At 63.1% G+C, this 26,771-nt stretch carries 21 protein-coding genes and 1 tRNA gene; 6 read left to right on the plus strand and 16 right to left on the minus strand.

What is annotated here, in order from left to right; genetic code table 11:
• Positions 1-93: 93 nt before the first annotated feature.
• From Q4G32_RS01355 to Q4G32_RS01410, 12 genes are all read right to left on the minus strand, one after another.
• Positions 94-873, minus strand: a complete 780-nt coding sequence (locus Q4G32_RS01355; RefSeq protein ID WP_303348679.1) for an IclR family transcriptional regulator — start codon at positions 871-873, stop codon at positions 94-96.
• Between the two features lie 77 nt (positions 874-950).
• The gene (locus Q4G32_RS01360) at positions 951-3,101 is read right to left on the minus strand and encodes a neutral/alkaline non-lysosomal ceramidase N-terminal domain-containing protein (RefSeq protein WP_303348681.1); all 2,151 of its coding nucleotides are present in this window, start codon (positions 3,099-3,101) and stop codon (positions 951-953) included.
• 174 nt (positions 3,102-3,275) lie between these two features.
• Positions 3,276-7,160, minus strand: coding sequence for a DNA-directed RNA polymerase subunit beta' (locus Q4G32_RS01365; RefSeq protein ID WP_303348682.1), 3,885 nt, complete (start codon positions 7,158-7,160; stop codon positions 3,276-3,278).
• A gap of 130 nt (positions 7,161-7,290) precedes the next feature.
• A complete protein-coding gene (rpoB, locus tag Q4G32_RS01370; protein WP_303348684.1) occupies positions 7,291-10,797 on the minus strand; it encodes a DNA-directed RNA polymerase subunit beta in 3,507 nt (1,168 codons plus the stop codon).
• A gap of 427 nt (positions 10,798-11,224) precedes the next feature.
• A complete protein-coding gene (gene rplL / locus Q4G32_RS01375; protein ID WP_303348685.1) occupies positions 11,225-11,611 on the minus strand; it encodes a 50S ribosomal protein L7/L12 in 387 nt (128 codons plus the stop codon).
• Positions 11,612-11,710: 99 nt separating this feature from the next.
• Entirely contained in the window at positions 11,711-12,241 is a 531-nt protein-coding gene (gene rplJ, locus Q4G32_RS01380) for a 50S ribosomal protein L10 (RefSeq protein WP_303348686.1), read from the minus strand.
• Between the two features lie 302 nt (positions 12,242-12,543).
• Positions 12,544-13,695, minus strand: a complete 1,152-nt coding sequence (locus Q4G32_RS01385; protein WP_303348687.1) for a GNAT family N-acetyltransferase — start codon at positions 13,693-13,695, stop codon at positions 12,544-12,546.
• A gap of 156 nt (positions 13,696-13,851) precedes the next feature.
• A complete protein-coding gene (rplA, locus tag Q4G32_RS01390) occupies positions 13,852-14,556 on the minus strand; it encodes a 50S ribosomal protein L1 (protein ID WP_303348688.1) in 705 nt (234 codons plus the stop codon).
• 113 nt (positions 14,557-14,669) lie between these two features.
• Positions 14,670-15,098, minus strand: coding sequence for a 50S ribosomal protein L11 (gene rplK, locus Q4G32_RS01395; RefSeq protein ID WP_303348689.1), 429 nt, complete (start codon positions 15,096-15,098; stop codon positions 14,670-14,672).
• A 138-nt stretch (positions 15,099-15,236) separates the two neighbouring features.
• Positions 15,237-16,094, minus strand: a complete 858-nt coding sequence (gene nusG, locus Q4G32_RS01400) for a transcription termination/antitermination protein NusG (protein ID WP_303348690.1) — start codon at positions 16,092-16,094, stop codon at positions 15,237-15,239.
• A gap of 111 nt (positions 16,095-16,205) precedes the next feature.
• Positions 16,206-16,469, minus strand: a complete 264-nt coding sequence (gene secE, locus Q4G32_RS01405; protein WP_303348692.1) for a preprotein translocase subunit SecE — start codon at positions 16,467-16,469, stop codon at positions 16,206-16,208.
• 107 nt (positions 16,470-16,576) lie between these two features.
• Positions 16,577-16,649: transfer RNA gene (locus Q4G32_RS01410), tRNA-Trp, on the minus strand.
• A 401-nt stretch (positions 16,650-17,050) separates the two neighbouring features.
• Between Q4G32_RS01410 and Q4G32_RS01415 the strand changes: the two genes are divergently transcribed.
• Together Q4G32_RS01415 and Q4G32_RS01420 are read left to right on the plus strand one after the other, a co-directional pair.
• Positions 17,051-18,277 (plus strand): pyridoxal phosphate-dependent aminotransferase, encoded by a 1,227-nt coding sequence (locus tag Q4G32_RS01415; protein WP_303348694.1) that lies wholly within the window; start codon positions 17,051-17,053, stop codon positions 18,275-18,277.
• A 117-nt stretch (positions 18,278-18,394) separates the two neighbouring features.
• A complete protein-coding gene (locus tag Q4G32_RS01420; RefSeq protein ID WP_303348696.1) occupies positions 18,395-18,772 on the plus strand; it encodes a hypothetical protein in 378 nt (125 codons plus the stop codon).
• Positions 18,773-18,880: 108 nt separating this feature from the next.
• Here Q4G32_RS01420 and ppk2 read toward each other — a convergent pair whose 3' ends face one another.
• Entirely contained in the window at positions 18,881-19,783 is a 903-nt protein-coding gene (ppk2, locus tag Q4G32_RS01425) for a polyphosphate kinase 2 (RefSeq protein WP_303348698.1), read from the minus strand.
• A 186-nt stretch (positions 19,784-19,969) separates the two neighbouring features.
• Here ppk2 and Q4G32_RS01430 point away from each other — a divergent pair, with 186 nt between their 5' ends.
• Positions 19,970-21,001: a 6-phosphofructokinase gene (locus Q4G32_RS01430; protein ID WP_303348699.1), complete on the plus strand. Its 1,032-nt coding sequence runs from the start codon at positions 19,970-19,972 to the stop codon at positions 20,999-21,001.
• Positions 21,002-21,100: 99 nt separating this feature from the next.
• On the opposite strand, the gene ygfZ is transcribed toward Q4G32_RS01430, so the two are convergent.
• From ygfZ to Q4G32_RS01445, 3 genes are all read right to left on the minus strand, one after another.
• Positions 21,101-22,405 (minus strand): CAF17-like 4Fe-4S cluster assembly/insertion protein YgfZ, encoded by a 1,305-nt coding sequence (gene ygfZ, locus Q4G32_RS01435; RefSeq protein ID WP_441327444.1) that lies wholly within the window; start codon positions 22,403-22,405, stop codon positions 21,101-21,103.
• On the minus strand, positions 22,405-23,004 hold the full coding sequence (locus Q4G32_RS01440; RefSeq protein WP_303348702.1) for an FABP family protein: 600 nt from the start codon (positions 23,002-23,004) through the stop codon (positions 22,405-22,407). Before Q4G32_RS01440 ends, ygfZ begins: the two co-directional genes overlap by 1 nt.
• A gap of 114 nt (positions 23,005-23,118) precedes the next feature.
• Positions 23,119-23,727, minus strand: coding sequence for a hypothetical protein (locus tag Q4G32_RS01445; protein ID WP_303348704.1), 609 nt, complete (start codon positions 23,725-23,727; stop codon positions 23,119-23,121).
• Positions 23,728-23,899: 172 nt separating this feature from the next.
• On the opposite strand from Q4G32_RS01445, the gene Q4G32_RS01450 reads away from it, so the two are divergent.
• The 3 genes from Q4G32_RS01450 to Q4G32_RS01460 all read left to right on the plus strand — a co-directional run bounded on the left by Q4G32_RS01450 (position 23,900) and on the right by Q4G32_RS01460 (position 26,715).
• Positions 23,900-24,586, plus strand: a complete 687-nt coding sequence (locus Q4G32_RS01450; RefSeq protein ID WP_441327439.1) for a response regulator transcription factor — start codon at positions 23,900-23,902, stop codon at positions 24,584-24,586.
• Between the two features lie 75 nt (positions 24,587-24,661).
• Complete coding sequence (gene mshD, locus Q4G32_RS01455) at positions 24,662-25,579, plus strand: mycothiol synthase (protein ID WP_441327445.1); 918 nt, start codon at positions 24,662-24,664, stop codon at positions 25,577-25,579.
• Positions 25,580-25,743: 164 nt separating this feature from the next.
• Positions 25,744-26,715 (plus strand): NUDIX hydrolase, encoded by a 972-nt coding sequence (locus Q4G32_RS01460; protein WP_303348709.1) that lies wholly within the window; start codon positions 25,744-25,746, stop codon positions 26,713-26,715.
• Positions 26,716-26,771: the final 56 nt, after the last annotated feature.

The following is a 26,771-nucleotide window of genomic DNA, read 5'->3' on the forward strand; positions in this document are numbered from 1 at the left end:
ACATCTGTGCGATCAGTGTGACACTGCTCTGTGGCGGAGGCCCTAAAGTTTCCGTTCAATAGGATATGCCCGCTCACCACACTTGTCCGTGGGCTATCGGGAGAGCTGGACGTTGTGCGGGTGCTGCCGCATGATCCGCTCAATGCCGTGAGCCGCTGCCCTCAGCACTTGAACGGTGGCCTCCGGATCAACCACCACCGCCGAGCGATCAAGCACCGCTCCCAATCCCGCCACCACCTCTGCGCGGGCGGAGTGGACCGGTACCGCAATGCCCGTGCGGTCCGGCTCCAGATTCCCCGTCTGAATCACGTGCCCCACCGAACGGATGGAAGCCAGGACAGCTTCCAGCTGAGCCACACCGCCCTGCGGAATCACGTGGTCACCGGCGCGCAGCGCAGCCAGATACTCCTGACGCCCTCCGGTGGGCATGCCCGCCAAAAGCACCAGTCCCACTGCGGAGACGTGCAGCGGCAACCGACCCGCCACCCCCGAACTGATCTCCCGGGCGCCATGCGCGGACAGCCGCTGCAGAATCAGTACCTCGCGGCCTTCCACCCGCCCCAGCTGGACGTGCTGGCCCAGCACCGTTTGGGCATCCTGCATGAACGGCAAGGCAATGGCCGCAAGTGTGGATTCCCGTGCCGCGCGTGTGGCCAGTTCCCACAGCCTGGTGCCGATCACAAAAGCACCGCCTTCTGCCTCCAGCCATCCGCGCTGGGCAAGTTCGGTGCACAACCTGTGGACCGTACTCACCGGCAGATCTGCGTTACGGGCCACTTGCGTGACGGTGAGTCGCGGGGTCTGCGGGGAGAACACACCCAGAATCCGGTCCACACGCTCAAGCACAGATTCGCCGCTACGGGAGTTGGCCATGGTGGCATTGTGCCGGATCGGTTGGCTCCCCCGCGCTACCCACGGTGCCGGTCAGATACCCCCAATCACGACGTCGGTCACCCGCTGACCGTGAAGCTCCGGCTGGTTCCACTCACCGCCACAGTGGTACCGATGGCAGTGCGGCGATTGCCCCTGTAGACAAAACGATAGGTCCCGGCCGCCCCTGGCGGTACGGTCCAGGACAACGTCACGCGGGAGACGCCCAGACCGCGGTCCTGCCATTCAAAACGGGTGTCGAAATCCTGGTCATCGCGTACGCGTACCCACGTCCCGGCGTCGTTGCGCTCCACCGCCATGAAGGTGTCCCCGCGGCGCTGATCGTGATTGGGGTGGGCACCTGCAAACTGGGCGCGCACCGTGTTTCCGGGGTGAGTGTTGACCGGTTGTTCGATCACCTGCCCGAACCAGCGGCCCAGCTCCGGGAGGTCGGTGGGAGGGACGCCCTGTAGCGACGGTTCCGCGGTCCAGGACTTGTCCGGTGGCACGGCACCCAATCCCACGGGGGTTTTGTTCACCACGGCGCGGGCCAACTGATCCAAGATCTGGCAGTAGGCGCGGGCCGTGAAGCGCCCGTACAGAGTTGCCGCGCCTTCATATTGCTGGGAGTCGTACTCCTCCGGTGTGCTCACGTAATGCGTGTATCCGTTACAGGTTCCGTGCACAATCACATCCGACTCCGCAGCACCCGTGGCGGCAGCCACAGCCCGGCGGTACAACACCCCGGTTGCTGCCGTCATCTCACCGGGCATGGCTGCCAGCCACAGCCGACCCAGCCGAATGAGCTGGACAGGTACCGACTGCTGCACCCAGTCCATGGCGCCCACTGCCAGCAGACAGACCTTTGGTGCTTGCACGGCAGCTTCAAAGCGGTCAGTCCTGTACCGCCAGGACTGCAAGGTGGACAGCAGGGGGTTGCCGCTCAGCCCTTCACTGAAGATCGAGACACCCCCGCCGTCTTCCGTACTCCCCGCTGCAAAGGCTGTACCCAGGCTGGCCCAACCTGTGCGTTCGGTTTTGCCCGTGCCGGAGAACTCGGGCCTGATGGCATACCCCCGCAGATCCACGTACGTGACCCGAGTTTCCAGCCCCGAGCCCACGGGATCTCCGGGTGAACTGAGTTGGGCACGCACCGCATCGGCCTGCCGGCTGCCAATGATCCGCATGTTTTCAAACTGGTCCCCGGTGGGGCCCTGTCCGGGAGCCAAATTGAGATTGGGCGTGATGTCACCCGAATTTGAGTTGGCGAAAGCCGCCACAAACGGTGGCCGGGCCGTGCTCATGAGATCAACACCCTGGTCCAAGCGCTCCAAAGCGTATTGGGCGTAGCCCTTGTTGTCGCCGGAGATCAGGCGGTTGGTGTTCGTCAGGGACGTGGCATGGGTGGCAAACCAGTTGAGCACCGCATCCGTGCGACCCTCCCGCTCCAGCCGCAGGGTCACGGACGCGGGATCAATTCCACCGGGCAGTGCCGCCTGGAGCTCTGCGGGGTTACGGCGGAACGCTTCCGCCGATCGGTTGACTCCGGCATCGGTCAGACTGGACCGACTGATCCGCAGGCGCCCCGGAGCGCGGTCGGCATCCGCGTTGACAACGGCTTGAACCATGGCTTCCACCTGTGCTTCAAAGCTGCGGCGCTGAAAACCCCAGGTGGTCACATTGTGGAGCTGATCATATGTTGCCCCACCCGGAGTGGCGTGGGTGTGGGTGCTGGAGATCACCACCTGCGCCTGACTCCACCGTCCGGGTGCACGCCGCGCCAGTCGATCGAGCACAGCCTGACGCACTGCATTGGACGGCGAGAGAATGTCCGCCACCACAATGGCCACGTGTTCCCCTGTCGCTGCGTCCTCCAAGACAAAGGCACGGGCGCGCTGACGCATGTGGACACCCCGGCCGGTCTGCTGGGTGTCCCCGTAGCCGAAGAAGGCCACTCCCCCGGCTGGGCCCGTGCAATCCGTGACGGCACGGCCGATCAGGTAATCGCCATCCCCACCCCATTCAGCAGGAACAGCCGCGGCGGGGGTGAGCGCGGTTGTGGCACCGGCCAGGCCCGTACCTGCAACGGCCAGGGCGCCTACGGCAGCCCACCGCCCCAGTTGACGGCGGGTGGGGCCACCACAACCTGGTGTGGTTCCAGCCTGAATCGTGTCACACGTGGCCGCCCCTGCGGAATCGGGCTGCCGGTCACGCTGCGCGGTGGTACTCATGAGCCACACGCTAGACCGGTGCCGTGCAGATGCACCCGCCCGCACTCATTTGTGGGAACAGATGTGGACACACACGCGCCCCCGCAGAGAAGGGGAAAAGCCAAGGGCCCTTTCCCCGCGACAGCGAGGAAAGGGCCCTTGGGCGGGCTGATCAGGAATCAGCCGAGCGGCACATCAGTTGGCGCCGAAATCGTAGTCCTCCAGCGGGATCGCCTGGAACTCGGAGGCCAGCCCCGAGTTCTCCTCCGCGTAGGAGAAGTCCGCGTAGGCACCGGAATCCGTGAACAAGGTGGCTTTGGCTTCATCCGTGGGCTCAACGCTCACGTTGTTGTAGCGAGCCAAGCCGGTACCGGCCGGGATCAACTTACCGATGATCACGTTCTCCTTCAGGCCCACCAGCGGATCCGACTTGGCTTCCATGGCAGCCTGGGTCAGAACACGAGTGGTTTCCTGGAAGGAGGCGGCCGAGAGCCAGGAGTCCGTGGCCAAGGAGGCCTTGGTGATGCCCATCAGCTCGGGGCGGCCGGAGGCCGGACGCTGCTGCTCGGAGACCGCCTTCAAGTTGGCCTCACGGTAGCGAACGTCGTCCACCAGCTCACCCGGCAGCAGGTCGGTGTCACCGGATTCAATCACCGTGTTACGGCGCAGCATCTGGCGGACAATGACCTCCACGTGCTTGTCGTGGATGCCCACGCCCTGGGAGCGGTACACACCCTGGACCTCGTCCACCAAGTGCTTCTGAGCGGCACGGCGACCACGGATGCGCAGGACCTCCTTGGGGTCCACGGCACCGGCCACCAGCTGCTGACCGACCTCCACGTGATCGCCGTCGGCAATCAGCATCTTGGCACGGCGCAGCACCGGGTAGGCGAACTCTTCGTCACCGTTGTCCGGGGTGACCACCACGCGAACACCCTTGTCGGTGTCCTCGATGTTCACCCGGCCGGCCACCTCGGAGATCGGTGCCACACCCTTGGGGGTACGGGCCTCGAAAAGCTCCTGGATACGGGGCAGACCCTGGGTGATGTCACCGTCGGAGGAAGCCACACCACCGGTGTGGAAGGTACGCATGGTCAGCTGGGTACCGGGCTCACCGATCGACTGTGCGGCAATGATGCCCACGGCCTCACCAATGTCCACCAGGTTGTTGGTGGCCAGGGAGCGGCCGTAGCAGGCAGCGCACACGCCCACGGCGGATTCGCAGGTCAGCACCGAACGGACACGAACCTCATCCACACCGGCATTGAACAGCGACTCGATCAGGGCATCCGAGATGTCCGAACCGGCCTCCGCCAAGATCTCACCGTTGGCATCCACCACGTCCACAGCCAGCACACGGCCGTGAACGGTGTTCTCAACCTCTTCGTGCAGGACCCGGGCACCGTTGTCCTCGACCGCCAGCGGCAGCGTCAGACCGCGGTCTGTACCGCAGTCCGCCTCACGGACAATGACGTCCTGGGAGACATCCACCAGACGACGGGTCAGGTAACCCGAGTTGGCGGTACGCAAAGCGGTGTCAGCCAGACCCTTACGAGCACCGTGGGTGGCGATGAAGTACTCCAGCACGGACAGGCCCTCACGGTAGGAGGACTTGATCGGGCGGGGCATGATCTCACCCTTGGGGTTGGCCACCAGGCCGCGGATACCCGCGATCTGACGTACCTGCATCCAGTTACCACGCGCACCGGAGGAAACCATGCGGTTGATGGTGTTCAACTCGCCCAGGTTCTCCCGCATGGCCTCGGCAACCTCATCGGTGGCCTTGGTCCAGATGTCGATCAACTCGGAACGGCGTTCGTCGTCGTCAATCAAACCGGTGTCGTACTGGCCCTGGATCTTGGCAGCCTGAGCCTCGTAACCCTCCATGATGCCGGGCTTGGCGGGAGGCGTGGCGATGTCGGAGATCGCCACGGTGATCCCGGACCAAGCAGCCCAGTAGAAGCCCGCGTCCTTGAGGTTGTCCAGGGTCTGGGCAACCACACCCATGGGGTAGGTCTCCGCCAGGTCATTGACCAGCTTGGAGAGGAACTTCTTGTCCGCAACGCCCTCAACCCACTGGTAGTCGGCCGGAAGCTGCTGGTTGAAGATCACACGACCCAGCGTGGTTTCCAGGGTGACCGCGTCCCCGGCCTGGTAGCCCTCGGGGGCAACCCAACCCGGGTACGGCACAAAGTCCTGGACCACAATCTTGGCCTTGGCGTTCAGGTGCAGCGTGTGCGCGTCAAAGGCCATGATGGCCTCCGCCACGGAGGAGTAGCTGGTACCCGTGCCAACTTCCTCAGCACGCTCGGTGGTGAGGTGGTACAGGCCAATGATCATGTCCTGGGAAGGCAGAGCAATCGGCTTGCCGTCTGAAGGCTTCAGGATGTTGTTGGAGGACAGCATCAGAATGCGTGCCTCCGCCTGGGCCTCCGGGGACAGCGGCAGGTGCACAGCCATCTGGTCACCGTCAAAGTCGGCGTTGAACGCAGAGCAGACCAGCGGGTGCAGCTGGATGGCCTTGCCCTCCACCAGCTGCGGCTCAAAGGCCTGGATGCCCAGACGGTGCAGGGTTGGTGCACGGTTGAGCAGCACCGGGTGTTCGGTGATGACCTCTTCCAGCACGTCCCACACCTGCGGACGGTAACGCTCCACCATTCGCTTGGCGGACTTGATGTTCTGCGCGTGGTTGAGATCCACCAGACGCTTCATCACAAACGGCTTGAACAGCTCCAGAGCCATCTGCTTGGGCAGACCGGCCTGGTGCAGCTTCAGCTGCGGACCCACCACGATCACCGAACGGCCCGAGTAGTCCACGCGCTTGCCCAGAAGGTTCTGACGGAAACGCCCCTGCTTGCCCTTGAGCATGTCAGACAGCGACTTCAGCGCGCGGTTGCCCGGTCCGGTGACGGGGCGGCCGCGGCGGCCGTTGTCGAACAGGGAGTCCACGGCCTCCTGCAGCATCCGCTTTTCGTTGTTCACGATGATCTCGGGGGCACCCAGATCCAGCAGACGCTTCAGGCGGTTGTTGCGGTTGATCACACGACGGTAGAGGTCGTTGAGGTCGGAGGTGGCAAAGCGGCCACCGTCCAACTGCACCATGGGGCGCAGTTCCGGCGGGATCACCGGCACGGCGTCCAGCACCATACCCAGCGGGGAGTTGTCCGTGGTCAAGAAGGCGTTGACCACCTTCAGGCGCTTGAGCGCACGGGACTTCCGCTGGCCCTTGCCGGTGGCAATGATCTCCTTGAGAGTCTCTGCCTCACCGGCCAGGTCAAAGGTCTCCAGGCGCTTCTTGATCGCCTCGGCGCCCATGGAACCCTCAAAGTACATGCCGTAGCGGTCCACCATCTGGCGGTACAGGGCCTCATCACCTTCAAGGTCATTGACCTTCAGGTTCTTGAAGCGGTCCCACACGCGCTCCAGGGCCTCGACCTCACGGTCGGCGCGCTTGCGCACGTTGGCCATCTGGCGATCAGCAGCGTCACGCAGCTTGCGCTTCTCGGCGGCCTTGCCACCTTCGGCCTCGACCGTGGCCAGATCCTGCTCCAGGTCACCGGCAATGGCGACGACGTCGGCATCCCGCTGGTCTTCCAGGGTCTTCTTTTCCCGGTCAATGGCTGCCTGCAGGTTGGGGAGATCGTCGTGACGAGCCTCCTCATCCACCTTGGTGATCATGTAGGCGGCAAAGTAGATGACCTTCTCCAGGTCCTTGGGCGCCAGATCCAGCAGGTAGCCCAGACGGGAGGGCACACCCTTGAAGTACCAGATGTGAGTCACGGGTGCGGCCAGCTCAATGTGGCCCATCCGCTCGCGGCGCACCTTGGCGCGGGTCACCTCAACGCCGCAGCGTTCGCAGATGATGCCCTTGTAGCGCACGCGCTTGTACTTACCGCAGTAGCACTCCCAGTCGCGGGTGGGGCCAAAGATCTTTTCGCAGAACAAGCCATCCTTCTCAGGCTTGAGCGTGCGGTAGTTGATCGTCTCGGGCTTCTTGACCTCGCCAAAGGACCAGCTGCGGATCTGATCGGCCGTGGCCAGGCCAATGCGCATGAGGTTGAGTGAAGAATCGTTGGACATAAGGATCCTTGATCTCTTTCTGTGAATTCTTCTGAAAATCTTGTGTGGATGAAGTCTGCGGGTGCCCCGCCGTCGTCACGGCCTCATCAGGCAACGACGACGGCGGGTCACCCCGGCGCGAACTGGCCGCTCAGACCTCTTCAACCGAGCTGGGCTCGGAGTGGGAGAGGTCGATACCGAGTTCTTCAGCGGCGCGGAAGACTTCGTCATCGGCGTCACGCATCTCGATGGTCTGGCCGTCAGCCGAGAGCACCTCGACGTTCAAGCACAGGGACTTCATCTCCTTGATCAGGACCTTGAAGGATTCGGGGACACCCGGTTCGGGGATGTTCTCGCCCTTCACGATCGACTCGTAGACCTTCACGCGACCGTGAACGTCATCGGACTTGACCGTCAGGATTTCCTGCAGCGTGTAGGCGGCGCCGTAAGCCTCAAGGGCCCAGACTTCCATCTCACCAAAGCGCTGGCCACCGAACTGAGCCTTACCACCCAGCGGCTGCTGGGTGATCATGGAGTACGGGCCGGTGGAGCGAGCGTGGATCTTGTCATCCACCAGGTGGTGCAGCTTCAGGATGTACTGGTAGCCGACCGAGATCGGGTCCGGGAACGGCTCACCGGAGCGGCCGTCGAACAACTGAGCCTTACCCGTGTGGTTGATCAGGCGATCCCCGTCCCGGGTGGTGTTCGAGTGGTCCAGGAGGTCAAAGATTTCGTCCTCGCGGGCGCCGTCGAACACCGGGGTGGCCACGTTGACCTGACCGGTGGACTTGGGGAAGTCCGTCAAACGATCCAACCACTCGGGGTTGCCTTCGATCTCCCAGCCCTGTTTGGCCAACCAGCCGGTGTGAACCTCCAGCACCTGGCCCAGGTTCATACGGCCGGGCACACCCAGCGGGTTGAGGATCACGTCAACGGGGGTACCGTCGGCCAGGAACGGCATGTCCTCCACGGGCAGGATCTTGGAGATCACACCCTTGTTGCCGTGCCGGCCGGCCAGCTTGTCGCCGTCCGTGATCTTGCGCTTCTGGGCCACGTACACGCGGACCACCTGGTTGACACCTGCGGGGAGGTCGTCGCCGTCGTCGTCGCGGTCGAACACGCGCACGCCGATCACGGTTCCGGACTCGCCGTGGGGCACCTTCAGAGAGGTGTCGCGGACCTCACGGGACTTCTCGCCGAAGATGGCGCGCAGCAGGCGCTCCTCCGGGGTCAGCTCGGTTTCGCCCTTGGGCGTGACCTTGCCGACCAGAATGTCACCGGCCTGGACCTCGGCACCGATGTGGATGATGCCGCGCTCGTCCAGTGCGGAGAGCACTTCCTCGGAGACGTTGGGGATGTCACGGGTGATTTCCTCGGCACCGAGCTTGGTGTCGCGGGCATCAATTTCGTGTTCCTCAATGTGGATCGAGGTCAGGACGTCGTCGGAAACCATGCGCTGGGACAGGATGATGGCGTCCTCGTAGTTGAGGCCTTCCCAGGACATGTAAGCCACCAGCAGGTTCTTGCCCAGAGCCAACTCACCGTGATCGGTGGAGGGGCCATCGGCAATGACCGTACGGGTTTCCACGCGGTCGCCTTCGGAGACGATCACACGCTGGTTGTAAGTGTTGCCCGGGTTGGACCGAACGAACTTACCCACCACGTAGTCCTTGGTGGTGCCATCGTCATTGGCCACGGTCACGTGGTCGGCGGCAACCTCGGTCACCACACCCGGCTTGACGGCCAACACGGAGTCACCGGCATCCATGGCGGCAAACCGCTCCATGCCGGTACCCACCAGCGGAGCCTCGGTGACCAACAGCGGCACAGCCTGACGCTGCATGTTGGCACCCATCAGGGCTCGGTTGGCGTCGTCGTGCTCCAGGTACGGGATCAGGGCCGTTGCCACGGACACCATCTGGCGCGGGGAAACGTCCATGAACTCAACGGCGGAGGGCTCCACCAGCACGGCTTCACCCGAGCCGTCTGCGGCACGGGCCAGCACGGCGTCCTCGGCAAAGCGCAGATCGTCGGTCAACGGGGCGTTGGCCTGGGCGATCACAGCACCGCGTTCGTCGTCGGCGGTCAGGTAGACGACGTCGTCGGTCACCACACCGTCCACCACGCGGCGGTAGGGGGTTTCGATGAAACCGAACGGGTTGATCCGCGCGTAGGTGGCCAACGAGCCGATCAGGCCGATGTTGGAACCTTCAGGGGTTTCGATCGGGCACATACGGCCGTAGTGCGACGGGTGGACGTCACGGACCTCCATGCCGGCGCGGTCACGGGAGAGACCACCCGGGCCCAGCGCGGACAGACGCCGCTTGTGCGTCAAACCGGCCAGCGGGTTGTTCTGATCCATGAACTGGGACAGCTGGGAGGTGCCAAAGAACTCCTTGATCGCAGCCACCACGGGGCGGATGTTGATCAAGGTCTGCGGGGTGATGGCTTCCACGTCCTGCGTGGTCATGCGCTCACGCACCACACGCTCCATGCGGGACAGGCCCGTACGGATCTGGTTCTCGATCAGCTCGCCCACCGCACGGATGCGGCGGTTGCCGAAGTGGTCGATGTCATCCACGTCAATGCGGATCTCTTTGGCTTCACCGTCGCGCACACCGTTGATGGAGCTGCCGCCGGCGTGCAGCGTCACCAGGTAACGGATCATGGCCACGATGTCCTCGATGGAGAGCACCGAGGCATCCGGATCGTCAAAGCCCTTGTCAATGCCCAGCTTGCGGTTGATCTTGTAGCGACCCACCTTGGCCAAGTCATAACGCTTGGGGTTGAAGTACATGTTGTCCAGCAGCTGCTGGGCGGCATCAACCGTGGGGGGCTCGCCCGGACGCAGCTTGCGATAGATGTCCAGCAGGGCGTCATCGCGGGTTTCCGTGGTGTCCTTCTCCAAGGTGGCACGGATGGAGTCGAACTCGCCGAACTCCTCCAGGATCTTGGATTCGGTCCAACCCAGCGCCTTGAGCAGCACGGTCACGGACTGCTTGCGCTTACGGTCCAGACGCACGCCCACCTGGTCGCGCTTGTCGATCTCCAGCTCGAACCAGGCACCGCGGGACGGGATGATCTTGGCGGAGAAGATGTCCTTGTCCGAGTTACGGTCCTGGCCCTTTTCAAAGTAGGCACCCGGGGAGCGCACCAGCTGAGAGACCACAACACGCTCGGTGCCGTTGATCACAAACGTGCCCTTGTCAGTCATGAGCGGGAAATCGCCCATGAAGACGGTCTGCTGCTTGATCTCACCGGTGGTGTTGTTCATGAACTCGGCTTTGACGTACAGCGGTGCCGAGTAGGTGGCGTCACGGTCCTTGCATTCTTCGACCGTGTACTTGGGGTCGTAGAACTCCGGTTCCGTGAAGGACAGGGACATGGTGCCCTGGAAATCCTCGATCGGGGAGATCTCTTCAAAAATGTCGGACAGGCCCGAGGTGCTGGGCACGCCGGTCTGGCCGGTTTCCTGCGCCTGGCGCAGGCGCTCCTGCCACTTTTCGTTGCCGACCAGGCGGTCAAAGCTGTCGGTCTGCAGCGCCAGGAGGTTCGGGACCTCCAACGGCTCATGAATTTTTGCGAAAGAGACACGACGCGGGGTGTTGTTCCCGGTCGTGTTTGCGGTGACGGACGAATCGGTGCTCAAGGCGACCAAGATGAGATTCCTTCCACAGATCTGCAAGTGAATCGCGCGGTTCCCGTCCGAAGTGACGGACTCCTCAACTCTGGTCCAGCACCCTGGGAAAAACGTTCCGCTGGGTTGGCTGACATGGGGGAAGTGACAGAGTTGAAGGATCCGAAGGGCGCCCACCGCTATATGAAGGCACGCTGAAATCAGGGACGACGCAAAGATTCAGCATAGGGCATCAAAAGCGCTTTGTCCAGCACATGGTTTGTCCAACGCAGTGTTCGTCAGGCACGGCGCCCCGCCGACTTCCCAGTTGGCTGCCAGATCACCGCCTACAACGTGGGGGCTGGGCGCCCAGGTGGGAAGTCGGCAATAGAGTCCACCACGCATGAACCCCGTGCACGTGATGTGCACGGGGTTCATGGCAGTGAGGTAGCGGGTCAACCCGCCTGGATCACTTGAGGGTGACGGTTGCGCCGGCGCCTTCGAGCTGCTCCTTGGCCTTCTCGGCATCCTCCTTGGAGGCACCTTCCAGAACAGCCTTGGGAGCGCCGTCGACGAGCTCCTTGGCCTCCTTCAGGCCGAGGGAGGTCAGGGCGCGCACCTCCTTGATGACGCCGATCTTCTTGTCACCGGCAGCTTCGAGGACGACGTCGAATTCGGTCTGCTCCTCGGCAGCTTCCTCGGCACCGCCAGCGGGGGCACCGGCAACGGCCACGGCGGCCGGAGCAGCAGCGGTGACGTCAAAGGTCTCCTCAAAGGCCTTCACGAACTCGGAGAGCTCAATCAGGGAGAGTTCCTTGAACGCGTCGATCAGTTCCTCAGTGGAAAGCTTGGCCATGGTGTTGGCTCCTTCTTGGTTTGCGTCTGCGTCCGTTCCCGTGACGGGCAGCGGACCGGTCAGATCTGGGTCTTGCGGTATGTGGTGACGTTGAGAACGTCAGGCTGCTTGGCCGGTCTCCTCGACCTTGGCGCGCAGCGCCTCGGCCGTGCGGACCGTCTTGGACAGCGGGGCCTGGAACAGTGCGGCAGCCTTGGACAGCGATGCCTGTGCGGCACCGGCAACCTTGGCCAGCAGAACCTCACGAGACTCAAGGTCCGCGAGCTTCTTGATTCCGTCTTCATCAAGTGCGGCGCCATCCATGTAGCCGCCCTTGAGGATCAGTTCCGGGTTGTCCTTGGCAAAGTCACGCAGGGACTTGGCGACGGCGACCGGGTCACCGGCAACGAACGCAATGGCCGAGGGGCCGGACAGCTTGCCCTCGAATGCGTCGATACCGACTTCCTGGGCGGCAATGCCGGCCAGCGTGTTCTTCACCACGGCATACTCGGCTTCTTCACCGAGTGCGCGGCGCAGCTGCTTGAGCTGAGCCACCGAGAGACCGCGGTATTCGGTCAGCACAGCAGCATTGGAAGCAGAGAACTGCTCCTTGAGCTCTGCTACCGCGGCGGCCTTTTCCGGGTTCGCCATGGCACTCCTTTCCTGGTGGGCCGGTCGTATCCGTTGCGAGCGCAATGAAAAACGCCCCGGCAGGAGCCAGGGCGTAAAAGATCAGTCATGCTTTCCAGCATGAGCAGAACAGAAACGTTCTAGGACACCTGCGTTGGACGCCCTCACGGGCTCTTACGGCGATCCGTCACGCATGCACCAGGTGTGCTGCAGACATGACGAACCACGACCGACGGTCTTTGGATGGAAGAAACTATATCCGCGTCCCACCGCAATACGCAACCTGTATCTTGATGCGCCGCACTGACCGGAACGCCCGGGGCTCACTCCAGACCCACGCGGCGTGACCACACGGCCGAGCGGCCCAACACGGTGGCGCCCAGTCGCCGATTGACCCAGTTCATGCGGGTGTTGCCGCTGTGGGTCCACACGTAGATGGATTCGACGCCGGGAGCGTGCTGGGCCAGCCGGGCCATGTTGGTCAATTTGAGGCGCAACCCCAAACGACGGCCGCGATGCTCACGCAGCACCACGGTTTCGTCCTGGAAGCAGATGGTGGACTCCGCCCCCGGCAACACCAGTTCCGTCATACCCACCAATTCGCCCGTTTCCAGATGTTCCACAGCACTCATCACGGAGGTGTCGCCGTTTTCTGCCCGCAATGCCTCCGTGCGCCGCACCCGTTCGGCGTCCCACGGCTCCGACGCCCATAGTCTGGGTGGGACAAAGGAGTCCGAGGGAATGCGCTCATGCAGACGTGCCAAAGAGTCCAGCCACCGCTGCGGAGCGGCACCAACCCAGGCGTGCATTCGGTAGGCCTGCGCATCAGGATGCGACTCCACCTCCCCCACCAGCCGGTCTCGGTCCTCAGCATCGAGCGGCATGGAGATCCTGCTGACGTCACTCACGGTTTGCAGTTCGTAACCGAACCGGTGCGCAAATCGCGTTTGGCGGTTGGACACCGGAAGGCGCCCCGATCCATCCACTGCGGAGATCCACGCATCCGGGTCAATGATCGGCAGCGCGCCCGTGGGTGAACCTATCCGGCCATCCCCTTGGATGTCCTGCGGGCCTGGATGCTCCGAGTGGATCACGATCATTCGCCGCGCCTCCGCCTGCGCCACCGATTCGGCCGCTGCCAGGAGGTGGGAGCCCGCTCCCTCGGCCTCATGATCCGGGTCCACGGCCAGAAAGATCTGGGCGCTGCGGGTTTCCACGATCAGTGGCAGACGAACCTCTGCCCGACCCACCAGCTTTTCTCCCACGCGTGCCGTCAGCAGGACAACGCGCTCCCACGGATCGTGAAGATCACGGAAGATGTCCTCCGCGTCATTGGCCAGATCTGCGGTCCCCCACACGGACTCACGTGAGCGACGCACCAGGTGGGCGATCTCATCAAGGACCCCAGCGGCGTCGTGGTCCAAAGAGTCCGGGATGCGCACCTGGCTGACAACCACAGGCTGCAAAACGTTCACGACAAACCCTCCAAGAACACAGCAGCCCCTCCCATTGATACTTCACACCACCCTATCCGCCCGGTCCGTGGGGCAGAGGGCTCATCCAGGGCACAGACGAGAAAAGCCGGTTGCAGCGCCTGAGCACTGCAACCGGCTTGACCGGACCACCTGAAATCAGTCGGTGGAAACCTCGGTGGCGTTCGGGTCAACCGGGACGCCGGGGCCAAAGGTGGAGGCCACGGTCATCTTGGTGACGTAGCGGCCCTTGGAGGAGGAGGGCTTCAAACGCAGCACCTCTTCCAGAGCGGCGCCGAAGTTCTCATTGAGAGCCTTCTGATCAAAGGAGGACTTCCCGATGATGAAGTGCAGGTTGGAGTGCTTGTCCACGCGGAAGTCGATCTTACCGCCCTTGATGTCTCCAACAGCCTTGGCCACATCCATGGTCACGGTGCCGGTCTTGGGGTTCGGCATGAGGTTACGGGGGCCCAGAACTTTACCCAGGCGGCCCACCTTGCCCATCATGTCCGGCGTGGCCACGGCGGCGTCGAAGTCCACCCAGCCGCCGGCAACCTTGGCGATCAGGTCATCCGAGCCCACAAAGTCGGCGCCGGCGGCTTCTGCCGCTGCTGCCTTGTCGCCCTGGGCAAAAACCACCACGCGGGCGGTCTTACCGGTGCCGTTGGGCAGGTTCACGGTGCCGCGAACCATCTGGTCCGCCTTACGGGGGTCAACACCCAGGCGCATGGCAACCTCAACGGTTGCATCTGCCTTGGAGGAGTTGATCTCCTTCACCAGGGCAACGGCCTCGGCCGGGCTGTAGAGCTTGTCCGCATCAATCTTGGCGGCTGCTGCTTTGTACGCTTTGCTGCGCTTAGCCATCTGCTTTGTCTCCTTGTGCAGTCGTGGTCATTACGGACCGCGCTCGGCCCTGCCACGTGTTGTCTGTCTGCTGTTACCAGCGGGTGGAGGTCAGGTGTTCGGGAGAACCCGAATCACTCAACCTCAATGCCCATGGAACGGGCGGTGCCGGCAATGATCTTGGCGCCTTGCTCAACGTCGTTGGCGTTGAGGTCTTCCTGCTTGGTGGTGGCGATCTCGCGTGCCTGATCCCAGGTGATCTTGCCGACCTTCTGGGTGTGCGGAACGCCGGAACCCTTGGCAACGCCGGCAGCCTTCTTGATCAGCTGTGCAGCGGGCGGGGTCTTGGTGACAAAGGTGAAGGAGCGGTCTTCATAAACCGTGATCTCCACCGGGATGATGTTGCCGCGCTGGGATTCCGTGGCGGCGTTGTAGGCCTTGCAGAACTCCATGATGTTGACGCCCTGCGCACCGAGCGCGGGGCCAACCGGCGGGGCCGGGTTAGCGGCGCCTGCCTGGATCTGCAGCTTGATCAGGCCAGTGACCTTCTTCTTGGGAGCCATGGTGATGGTCCTTTTCTGCTGAACGTACCGCCGCGCAGGAGCGCACGACGGCGGGTGGTCACCGTGGCGCGGTGACCGCACGGAAGAGCCCCAGGCAAAGCGTGGCCCAGGGATCTACCGAAGTCTGTAAGGGCTGGATCAGATCTTGGAGACCTGATCGAAGGCAATGGTGACGGGGGTTTCACGCTCGAAGATCGAGACGAGCACCACCAGCTGCTGAGATTCCACTTTGATCTCGGAAATCGTGGCAGGCAGCGTTGCAAACGCGCCTTCCCTGACGATCACGGATTCGCCGACCTCAAAGTCCACGGTCACGGCCGGGGCAGCGGCAGCCGGAGTGGCACCTGCTGTAGCGGAGGTTTCACCATCAGCAGTGGTCTGCGGGGCCTCAAAGACCGGGTTGAGCATGTCAACCACTTCGTCGATCCGCAGCGGGTTGGGGTTGTAAGCATCCTGGCCCACGAACCCGGTGACACCCGGGGTGTGCCGGACCGCACCCCAGGAGGCGTCGGTCAGGTTCATCCGAACCAGCACGTAACCGGGGATACGAACGCGGCGCACGGTCTTGCGCTGGGCGTTCTTGATCTCCACGACCTCTTCCATGGGGACCTCGATCTGGAAGATGTCTTCTTCCATGTTCAAGGACTGGATTCGGGTCTCCAGATTGGTCTTCACGCGGTTTTCGTAGCCGGCGTAGGTGTGGATGACAAACCAGTCACCCTCCTGGCGCCGCAGCTTGGCAGCAAATTCGGCGCGGGGGTCAACAACCTCAGCGGCATCACCTTGGGCGTCGGTCTCTGCCTCAGCAGTGGCCTGACCCTCAACAGCGGGCTCTGCAGGTTCCCGGTCCTCATCTGCGAACTGCAGATCAGCTTCCTGCACCGAGAGGGAGTCGGTGGGCTCCTGGGCAGCCTGATCCACCGTGTCAGCCAGCGGCTGCTCGGCCGTGGAGTCGGCATTGAGTTCGACGTCGTTCTCAGCCTGGTGCTCGGTCACTTCAGGTGTCCTGCTTTCCTCTGCTCTAAGTGGTGCTCCGATGAAACTCGGAGGTTCCGCTGGTGTCCCGCCGGACTGCTTCCGGCAGTGCACCGTTGGGTCGGGCGCAAGCTAGTTGGCGATCGTGCCCTCACCGAAGACCAGCATGGCCAGCTGCCCGAAGCCCAAGTCCAGCACGGAGATCAGCGCCATCATGAAGGCCACGAAGACCAGGACCACCAGCACGTACTGCACCAGCTCCACTCGCGTGGGAGTGTGAACTTTGCGCAACTCACCAAGAACCTGGCGCAAGAACAAAAAGAGCCGACCGAAGATCCCGCGGGGGGCTTCTTCCGGCTCACCGCCGGGGTGATCGGTGACTGTTGTCTGCGACATGGCTGCTCCTGGAAGGACTACGCGCGCTGTCCTCGGTTTGGGTCGATTGGTCACTGCGGGTACAAACCGGAGACTGTGCTCCGGGCCGCACCCGCAGTGACGCGACGCAGGGCAGACAGGACTCGAACCTGCAACCTGCGGTTTTGGAGACCGCTGCGCTACCAATTGCGCCACTGCCCTAAAAATGTTGCGTCTCCTGGTCGGTTCACCGCGTGCGTGAAATCCTGCCGGGGAGGGCGAACATCGGTCCAAGACCTTACCACTGCTCGGGAGCCGCCACGGTGGATTCGTTGCGGGCATCACGAAAGTTCGCCAGCTTTGCGCTGACGCTGCACCGATTGGCACAGGCTGCTTGGACACCAGCGTCACATCTTAGGCCACGTGCAACCGGCAGGCAATTGAAGGTGGCCACGGCACTTGTTCTGCCGCCACAGGACTGTTGTGCCACCAGGGCGGCGGCCGCAGCCTGCGCATGGGTAGCATGGTGGTGACCCGTCTGTCTCAGCCACGGTCTCCCCAGCGGCCTGGAGCGGCATTGCTCAACCGCCGCGCAGGGAGGGCATTAGGAGGATCCGCAAGTGATGTCGGACCGCACAGCCAACTCCACGTCTCATCGCATTTCCCGCCGAATCGGCGCCATTACACCGTCCGCCACACTCGCCGTCGATTCAAAAGCCAAGGCTTTGAAAGCTGCCGGTGAGCCGGTGATCGGTTTTGGCGCGGGCGAACCTGACTTTCCAACGCCGGATTACATTGTGGCCGCCGCCGCCGAGGCTCTGAAGGACCCCGCGAACTTCCGCTACTCCGCCGGAGTCGGTCTCCCTGAACTACGCCAAGCAATAGCGGAGGTCACCGCACGGGACTCGGGTTGGCAGGTGGATCCTTCCCAGGTGATTGTGACCAACGGCGGCAAGCAAGCCGTTTATCAAGCCTTCCAAACCGTTGTTGACGACGGCGATGAAGTCCTCCTCCCCAGCCCCTACTGGACCACGTACCCGGAGGCGATCAGGCTTGCCGGAGGCGTTCCCGTGGAGGTTTTCGCCGGCCCTGAACGCGGTTACAAGGTCACTGCGGAAATGCTGGAGGAGCACGTCACGCCGCGGACCAAAGTGCTGCTGCTGTGCTCGCCCTCCAATCCCACCGGTTCAGTTTTCACCGCGGATGAGATCAAAGCTCTGGGCGCCTGGGCTGCGGCCAAGGGTCTCATGGTCATCACGGATGAGATTTATCAACACCTGGTGTACGACGGTTTGGAGTTCACCTCCATTGCCGGTGCCTGCCCGGAGCTTGCGGAGAACGTCATTGTGCTCAATGGCGTGGCCAAGACCTACGCCATGACCGGTTGGCGCGTGGGATGGATGATCGGCCCACCCGACGTCATCAAGGCCGCCGGAAACCTTCAGTCGCATCTGAGCTCCAATGTGAACAACATTGCCCAGCGGGCGGCTTTGGCCGCATTGACTGGACCCATGGACCAGGTTGAGGTCATGAAGGAGGCCTTTGACCGACGTCGCCGTGTGATCGTGGACGGGTTGAACGCGATTGACGGCGTGGAGGTACCCACCCCGCAAGGCGCGTTCTACGCCTACGCGGACGTCCGTGGGCTTTTGGGCAAGGACTTTGGAGGAAGCACACCGCAGACCTCGGCCGAACTGGCCGAACTGGTGCTCAATGAGGCCAAAGTGGCCGTGGTCCCCGGCGAAGCTTTTGGGCCGTCAGGGTTTTTCCGACTGTCCTACGCCCTGGGTGACGATGACCTTGCCGAAGGGCTGAGCCGCCTCCAGACTTTCCTGGGCTCCGCGCGCTGATCACAGCGTTTCACCACCAGTCGGCCATCCAGTCACCAGTCAGAAGCGACGCCGCCCTGATACGCCCGCGGGAGGCGGGCGGCACTGCTCCATCAGCTCCGTCAGCAAGAGGTTCACATGTCCAACAGTTCTGCATCCGCTAGCGTCACCCTCAAGGATGACCTGACTGACCTGTACACCGGCGCGCGTGCCGCCAATGAACAGATCCCCACCGCCGCGCTGGTCTCCGCCGGTCTACTGGGCGGATATGGCGTAGCACGGTGGACCGGAGTCCGTCCCCTGGGCGGTGCGGTGCTGTTTGCCGCCGGTGCCGCCGCAGCTCACAACTGGTGGCACAAGTCTGGCCCCATCACCACAGCGGCGTTGAGTGCCACCTACCTTCTGGGTTTTGGGCTCTCCCACCCGCTGGCCAAGAAAATCGGCGCATGGCCCTCCGTGTTGGCTGTGACCGGTGTGAATGCCACCGCAGCGTGGGTCCTGGCTGACCGCTCCTGAGCGGCTCACCACTCCCAACCGTCACACAACAGAGCCCTCCGTGACGGCCGTGAGATCGTCTCGATCTTTGGCTGTCACGGAGGGCTCCGTTGTCATGCGTTCAGAGGGTTAGTCGTCCACGGCATCCCGACCGCGGCGCACGATCAGGGGATCAGCGGGGTACACCACGGAAGTGTCCTTGTCGTCATAGTCGAACTGATTGAGGAAGTGACGCATGGCGTTGAGGCGCGCACGCTTCTTGTCATTGGACTTGATGGTGATCCACGGGGCGTGATCGGTGTCGGTACGCCGGAAGGTCTCCTCCTTGGCCAGGGTGTAGTCATCCCAGCGGTCCAAGGAGGCCAGGTCATTGGGGGAAAGCTTCCACCGGCGTACGGGGTCGATCTGCCGGATGGCAAAGCGAGTGCGCTGTTCGTGCTGGGTCACGGAGAACCAGAACTTGGTCAGATGGATGCCCGAGTCAACCAGCATTTTTTCAAAAACCGGCGCCTGATTCATGAAGTCTTCGTACTCGTCATCCGAGCAGAAGCCCATTACCCGCTCCACGTTGCCGCGGTTGTACCAGGAGCGGTCAAACATGACCATCTCCCCAAAGGTGGGGAAATGCTGGATGTAGCGCTGGAAGTACCACTGCCCCCGCTCACGTTCATTGGGGGCATTCAGGGCCACCGTGCGGGCAGCGCGTGGGTTCAGGTGTTCCATGAACCGTTTGATGGTGCCGCCCTTGCCAGCCGCGTCCCGGCCTTCAAACACAATGATGTGGCGCAGGTTGTTGTCCTGGGACCAGTACTGCAATTTGAGCAGTTCGATCTGGAGTTTGTACTTCTCCATCTCATAGTCCTCACGGGACATGCGTTCCTCATACGGGTAGCCCTCCCGCCAGGTCTCCACGGCTGATCCACCGGGATCAATCAAGTCAGGATCCGGAGAGTGCCCCTCTTGGACCGTGTATCCCTGCTCCACGAGTTTGTCGATGAACTCCCGGAGGTTTTCTTTGGGGGCTTCGGCCATGTCCACTACTCCTTCGCGGTTCCTTTGCGGTCACCGGGACACCCACTGTGGTCTCGGACTCACTTCCAGTCTAGTGCTCGGCTGCATCATGACGGCATTTCCTGCCAACTCCAATGATTGAACGGAGACCTGCTCCTAGACTGGACACGGAGTTCACGGATCCATCCCTGACCATGAGGAGTGAGCATGAAAATCGGTTTGCTGACCAGCGGCGGAGACTGCCCCGGCTTGAACGCGGTGATCCGCGGCGCGGTTCTGCACGGCATCAAGTCCTACGACCACGAATTCGTAGGTTTCCTGGATGGCTGGCGCGGCGTGGTGGAGGGCGATGTGATGGACCTCCCCCGCTCCTCCGTCCGCGGTTTGGCACGCGTGGGCGGCACCATTTTGGGCACTTCCCGCACCAATCCGTTCGATGGCCCCAACGGCGGCCCGGAGAACATTGCCAAGTCGCTTGAAAAGCTGGGGGTGGACGCCATTGTGGCCATCGGCGGCGAAGGCACCTTGGCCGGGGCCAAGCGCCTTGCCGATGCCGGGCTCCCCGTGGTGGGCGTGCCCAAGACCATTGACAATGACCTCCAGGCAACTGATTACACCTTTGGTTTTGACACCGCCGTTCAGATCGCCACTGACGCCATGGACCGTTTGCGGACCACCGGGGACTCGCATCACCGCTGCATGGTGGCAGAGGTCATGGGCCGCCACGTGGGTTGGATCGCCTTGCACTCCGGCATGGCAGCAGGCGCCCACGCCATCCTGATCCCCGAGCAGAAGATTCCCATGGAGCAGGTGGCTGCTTGGGTTTCCGAGGTCCACGAACGCGGCCGTTCACCTCTGGTGGTGGTGGCTGAAGGCTTCATTCCGGAGGGCTTTGACGAGGTTCTGCACAACAAGGGCTTGGAAGCTGATGGCCGTCCGCGCCTGGGTGGGATCGGTGACTACGTCACGCAGGAGATCGAACGTCTCACCGGCATTGAAACTCGCAACACCATCCTGGGTCACATCCAGCGCGGTGGCGCTCCCACCAGCTTTGACCGGGTGTTGGCCACACGGTTCGGCATGGGCGTTGTGGACCTGGTGCGCGACGGCGCCTGGGGCCAGATGGTGGCTCTGCGCGGCACCGATGTTGAGCGGGTGGACTTCTCCGAGGCTTTGGACGGTCTCAAGACCGTGCCGGAATCCCGGTACAACGAGGCCAAGATCCTCTTCGGTCGCTGACCGGAAGCGTTTGGCCATTCACCGAAAGTGTTTGGTCACTCACCTGATGTACTGAAAGACCTGTGGGCCCTCACCGTGACGCGGTGAGGGCCCACCTACTCAGCGCGGTCCGCGCAGAAAACCTTTTTCCCGCTGCACCGTTTGGCCGGCTTCCGGAGGAACCACGACGGTCTGGGCCGCCGCCCACTGCTCCCTGGCCTGGTCCGTGGTCCCAGCCGCTCCGGGTGCTGGAGTGGTCTCAGAGATTTCGGGGGTTTCGGGTTGGGGGGCTCGAACCGTGAGATCGGCTGCGGGGTCTACCGACCTTTTCACCACCGCCAGCGCCACGGGGCCGGCCTCATGGTGGAGTTGGGCTGACGTGACTCGACCCACAACACGCTCGCCGAGCAGCACCTCGGACTGGGCGGGTGGCACGGTGTGCTCAGAGCCGTCCAGGTCCAGGAACACCAGGCGGCGGGGCGGGTGGCCCAGATTGTGCACCCGTGCCACCGTCTCCTGCCCCTTGTAGCAGCCTTTTTCCAGGTGCACGGCGGTTCGCAACCAGTCAAGCTCATGCGGCACTGTGCGCTCATCGGTGTCCGCACCCATCCTGGGCCGCCAGGTTTCAATGCGCAGCGCTTCAGCCGCCCACGAGCCGGCCAATCCCAGTCCGTCAGCAACGGGACCGGTCAAGACCTCCACAAGGCGATCTCGCGCCACCAGCACCTCATGCCAGGTGGTCTGCTCAGCGGGATGCCCCTGAACCACCCCGTAGGCCCACCCACCACGGACCACACCGGGCCAGGGATCGGACCACATCAGGGGCAGTGCCACGGGGTGCAGCTCAGCTTCCGCCCGCTGCGGCTCCCCTTCCGTCTTTTTCTGCTCGGCCCCTGGAGCAGTCACCTCACGGGGCAGACCATCCAGTGCGGCATACAGCTCTGCTGAAGCTGCGCGGAGGTGATCCGGCACCGTGGTTGCGCCGATCACAGCCACCTCCGCCGTTCGATCCCTGACATCGACGCGGAGGGCAAAACGCATACGGTCCAGCCAATCGCGCAGGGGCGCTGCGTGGTGAGCTTCCACGATGAGCCACGTGCGAACGCCGTCGTCAAGAACATGCGGGGCGAACTCCACGCGCCCTTGGACGGAGAGAAAGAGAGTTTCCGCGCTGTCCCCGGGCACCAGGTCCGTGAGCACCTGCGAACTCAAGGTGGTCAGCCAGGTCAGTCGGTCCGGACCCTCAACGGTGAGCACCCCTCGGTGGGAAAGGTCGGCCACGGCCGTCCCCCGGGCCAAGGCCCGCTGCTCCCGCAGGGGATCCCCGTAATGGGCGGCCACACCGGCGTCCGCCCCGGCAGCCTCCACGGCCCCCTGAACTTCATCCAGGAGAACAGATCGGTAGGTGGCATCTGCCACGGCGATCAACCCTTCTTTTTCAGCTCTGCGGATGCGTGAGTGCCCAGCTCGTGACCGTCAGCGGCCATGTCCCAGGCCCAAAAGAGGTCACCGTTGACCAGACCCAACATGCGGGTGGCAGCTGTGTACGGTTTGGCTCCTGCCGCACGGAGAACGGCATCCGTGCCCATTTGAATCCGCGGGCCGTTGATCTCCCCCACGTAGAGCTCACTGACTCCACCCGGGCGACTGATGGTGGCCAAAATGGGGAATCCACCCGAACCCGTGCGCAATTTTTCCACGGCCTCTGCATCACGCAGGACCGGAACCACGTCCGGCGGCATCAGGCCGGGGCCCAGATCGCCGTCTTCAAACCGGCGGTCCAACTGCCAGAAACCGGTTTCAACGGCGATCAGGCGGGACGGCAGGCCGTCGTCGTCCATCAGATGTGTTTCAGCCCGGTATTCCAGGAAGGGCAACCCGTGATGGGCAAAGTGAACGTGCTGGCGGAACGGGCGCTGGTCCACATCGGCGTAGCCCAGAAACCCATCCCCCTCCCATTCGCCCAGTAGCCAGGCGAACGGCACCAATTCCGGTGTGAGGTCAGTGGGGATTTCTACCGGCACAGTTACTTCTGACCCTTGAACAGGCCCTTCAGCACGATCCCGGCAACCCCGGCGATGCACAGCGAGGCCAGAACGAGCAGAACAAGGAAGAAAATCTCAAGAGCAAGCATGGCCTCAAGCTACCACGAGGCCGACCAACTGGGAGGTGACCAATACAGCCGGACCCAGCAGCGCCACGGGGGTCACCGCCAAAGATGCCATCCCACGTTTGGGCCCCTCCTGCGGCGCGGAGGCGATCAGCCGGGCACCAATCACACCGATCACCACAAAACTCACCAAACCGGAGATCAGGACGGCCGTCACCGGGGATTGATCCGTGGCGTTCAAGGACTGGGACAGTGCAATCCAGCCGGAGCTGGAAACCACTGCCAGCACCGCCACCACGGAGGAAATGGTGGACTCCAACCGGTGTTGGGCCCCCTCCCCACGCACCAGTTCCGCCAAGAACGTGGCAATCAGGGCCACACCCACAATGGCGGGAAGCCACACCAACCGCTGATCAGGATCCAGCCAGGACAGCAGTGCCGCCAGGATGCCGCTGCTGAGAATGATCACGTTGTGGCGGTAGCGCGCGGGGATTCCCACAGCCAGCGACCAACCGGAACCGATCACCACGCTCATGGCCACCACCACGATCACCGGGGCGGGACCGCCCACTGCGGCACTGACCAGGGCAAGGATCAGCGCCACCACTGATGTGACGATGATCTTGAGGTAACGCATGTGGTGTTTCCTGAAGTGAGAGTGAGAGGGACAGAGGCTCAACGGCCGGATTTGTTCTGCCCCACGATAGCGGCAGCACCGGCAACTCGATTGCAATGAGCTGGAAACAAGGCCTTCTATACTGAAGAAATCCCACATAAAGACAGGAGCGCACCGGTTGCTAGAGATCCTCATGCTCACCGACTCAACCGGTCCATCCGCCGCTGTCCTTCCGGCCCTTGACCTGTTGAACCACAGACTCAGCGCACAGCCCACCCGCGTTGTCTCCGGTGCCGTGGATTCCATGACAGCGGACGTGGTGGTGGTGGATGGCCGAAAAGATCTGATTTCAGCCCGCAATCTGGCGCAACTTTTGCGGGGCAAGGGACTGGAAGCTCCGGTGATCATGGTCCTCACCGAAGGCGGCATGGCAGCGGTGGCCTCCACATGGATGGTTGATGACGTTGTCCTGGAAACCGCAGGGCCCGCGGAAGTGGAGGCCCGCCTTCGCCTGGCTTCCGCCAAGGTGCTGCTGGGAGACGCGGAGGACGATCCCCGGATTCACGCTGGCTCAGTGGTGATTGATGAAGCCGCGTACTCCGCCCATGTCCACGGTGAAGCCTTGAACCTCACCTACAAGGAGTTTGAACTGCTCAAATTCCTGGCCCAGAACCAGGGGCGAGTCTTCACGCGCTCGCAACTGCTCTCCGAAGTTTGGGGCTATGACTACTACGGTGGAACCAGAACAGTTGACGTCCATGTTCGGCGCCTGCGCTCCAAGCTGGGCTCCGATCACGAACACATGATCACCACCGTGCGCAACGTGGGTTACAGCCTGTCCGCCGAACGCTCCTCCGAGCACCGTCTGACCGGCGACTGACGAATCTGCGGTCCACGGGGAAAGTGAACCACCGTGAGCACGCAACCATCAGCCGATTCTTCGGCATCGGTCCAAATCACCGCACTCGACCCGAATCCGCAGACCGTCTCTGAGCTCACCGCTCTGGCCAAGGCCGCAGCGGATCACGACGGCGATCCCCCCTTCTCCGATCAGACCCTGGTGCAGCTGCGCACCGCTGCCCACACCACCACCGTGGTGGGCGCGCTCCTGGAGGATTCACAACGGATGGTGGGGGCCGCCGTCGTGGTGCATTCCGATCAACCGGACACTGCTGCGGTGTTGGAGGCAGTGGTGGACCCTGCCCACCGGGGGTCTGGTACGGGGGCTGCCATGGTCACGGCTGCTTTGGACGGCGGGGTGGGTGACCATGCTGCGATGGATGCCTGGGCGCACGGTGACCACGCGGCCGCGCGGGCTCTGGCCACCACCTTGGGCTTCACCCCCGTACGCGAGTTACACCGTTTGTTACGGCCAATGACCGGAGTCACGGATGAACTCGCACTGCGGTTACCTCCCGGGCTGGCACTGCGCGCGTTTGAAGTGGGTGTGGATGAGGAGGCGTGGCTGGCCGTCAATGCAGCCGCCTTTGCCGATCATCCCGAACAGGGACGGATGACCATGTCCGATCTGCGCGAACGTGAAGCCGAGGACTGGTTTGATCCGCAGGGATTTTTGATTGCCCACCCCGTGGGAGACCCGCGGGAGATCGCAGGTTTCCACTGGACCAAAGTTCATCCGGCCACGCACCGCGAACCCGCCCGCGGCGAGGTCCACGTGGTGGGGATCGCCCCGGACCAGCAGGGACGCGGATTGGGTAAGGCCCTGACGGTGGCGGGATTGCACCATTTGGCGCAGCGTGGTTTGCAGGAAGTTCTGCTCTACGTGGATGCCCAGAACACGGCGGCGTTCAATCTCTACCGCGCGCTGGGCTTTGAACCGTGGCACGTGGACGTGATGTTCAGCCGCCGCTGACCGCTGGGTGCCACCCGAACTCATCCGTTGATGCTCGGGGAACCACGGGCCTCGGGAACGGGTTAGCATGTCCTGGCCACGGGTGGGGCCCAGGAACAGTAGGTGCCCGAGTCAATGGCGCGCACAGCCACCAAGTGCAGCACGGAGAGGAAACCCACAACCTCATGCCCAAATCTGCTTATCGCACCTCGGTGCAAGCTCCTGACGCCACCGCGGACATCCGCGCGGCCGGCTGCTTGTGCTGGCGTCCCACAGCCGATGGTGGCATTGAAGTGCTGGTGATCCACAGGCCGCGTTACGACGACTGGTCATGGCCCAAAGGCAAGCTCGATGACCAGGAAACCCTGCCTGAAGCCGCTCACCGGGAAGTCCACGAGGAAGTGGGGCTCAAGGTCCGGCTGGGGATCCCCCTGGCCATCACCGAGTACCAGGTCAAGGGTGGGCTCAAACACGTCTACTACTGGAGCGCTGAACTTCCCGCCTTCACCAAAGGCCGGGCCGACGGCAAGGAAGTGGATGAGCTGCGCTGGGTCAGCCCCGAACAAGCCGGACGCATGCTGACCAACACCACGGACGTGGAACCGCTGCAGCGACTGATCCAACTGCGTGATGCCGGCGACCTTGCGGTGCGCGCTGTGCTCCTTGTCCGTCACGCCAAGGCCAAACCGCGTTCGTCCTGGTCCCGGGCGGAGGGTGACCGACCCCTGGCGGCCACCGGCAAACGTCAAGCTCTTGCCGTCACCCGTCTTCTGGCGGTGTGGTCCCCCGAACGGGTGGTCTCCTCCCCCTGGCTACGCTGCCTGTCCACCGTGACCCCTTATGCCAAAACCGCCGGGCTCAAGGTCAAGGAACGGCCTGCTCTCACGGAAGCCGCCCACAAGCGCAGCCCGCGCAAAGCTGCCGCTGTGGTGGAAACCCTTTTTGACAAGGACAAAAGTGCAGCTTTGTGCACTCACCGCCCGGTCTTGCCCACCGCCTTGAAAGTTCTGGCCAACCACCTTCCCAGCACTCTGAGCAGCATGTTGCCCCAAGAAGATCCCTATTTGGCACCGGGTGAGATGATCGTGTTGCAGGTTTCGCGGCGTCACCGGCGCCGGGCAGTGTCCATGGAAATTGTCAAGCCATTTGATTCCTGACCGCGGCGCAGGCCTGCACCGCATCCAGAAACCTTTCGCCGCATCCAGTTGCACAC

Source organism: Kocuria sp., assembly GCF_030538595.1.
In the GTDB taxonomy this organism is placed as follows: Bacteria; Actinomycetota; Actinomycetes; order Actinomycetales; family Micrococcaceae; genus Kocuria.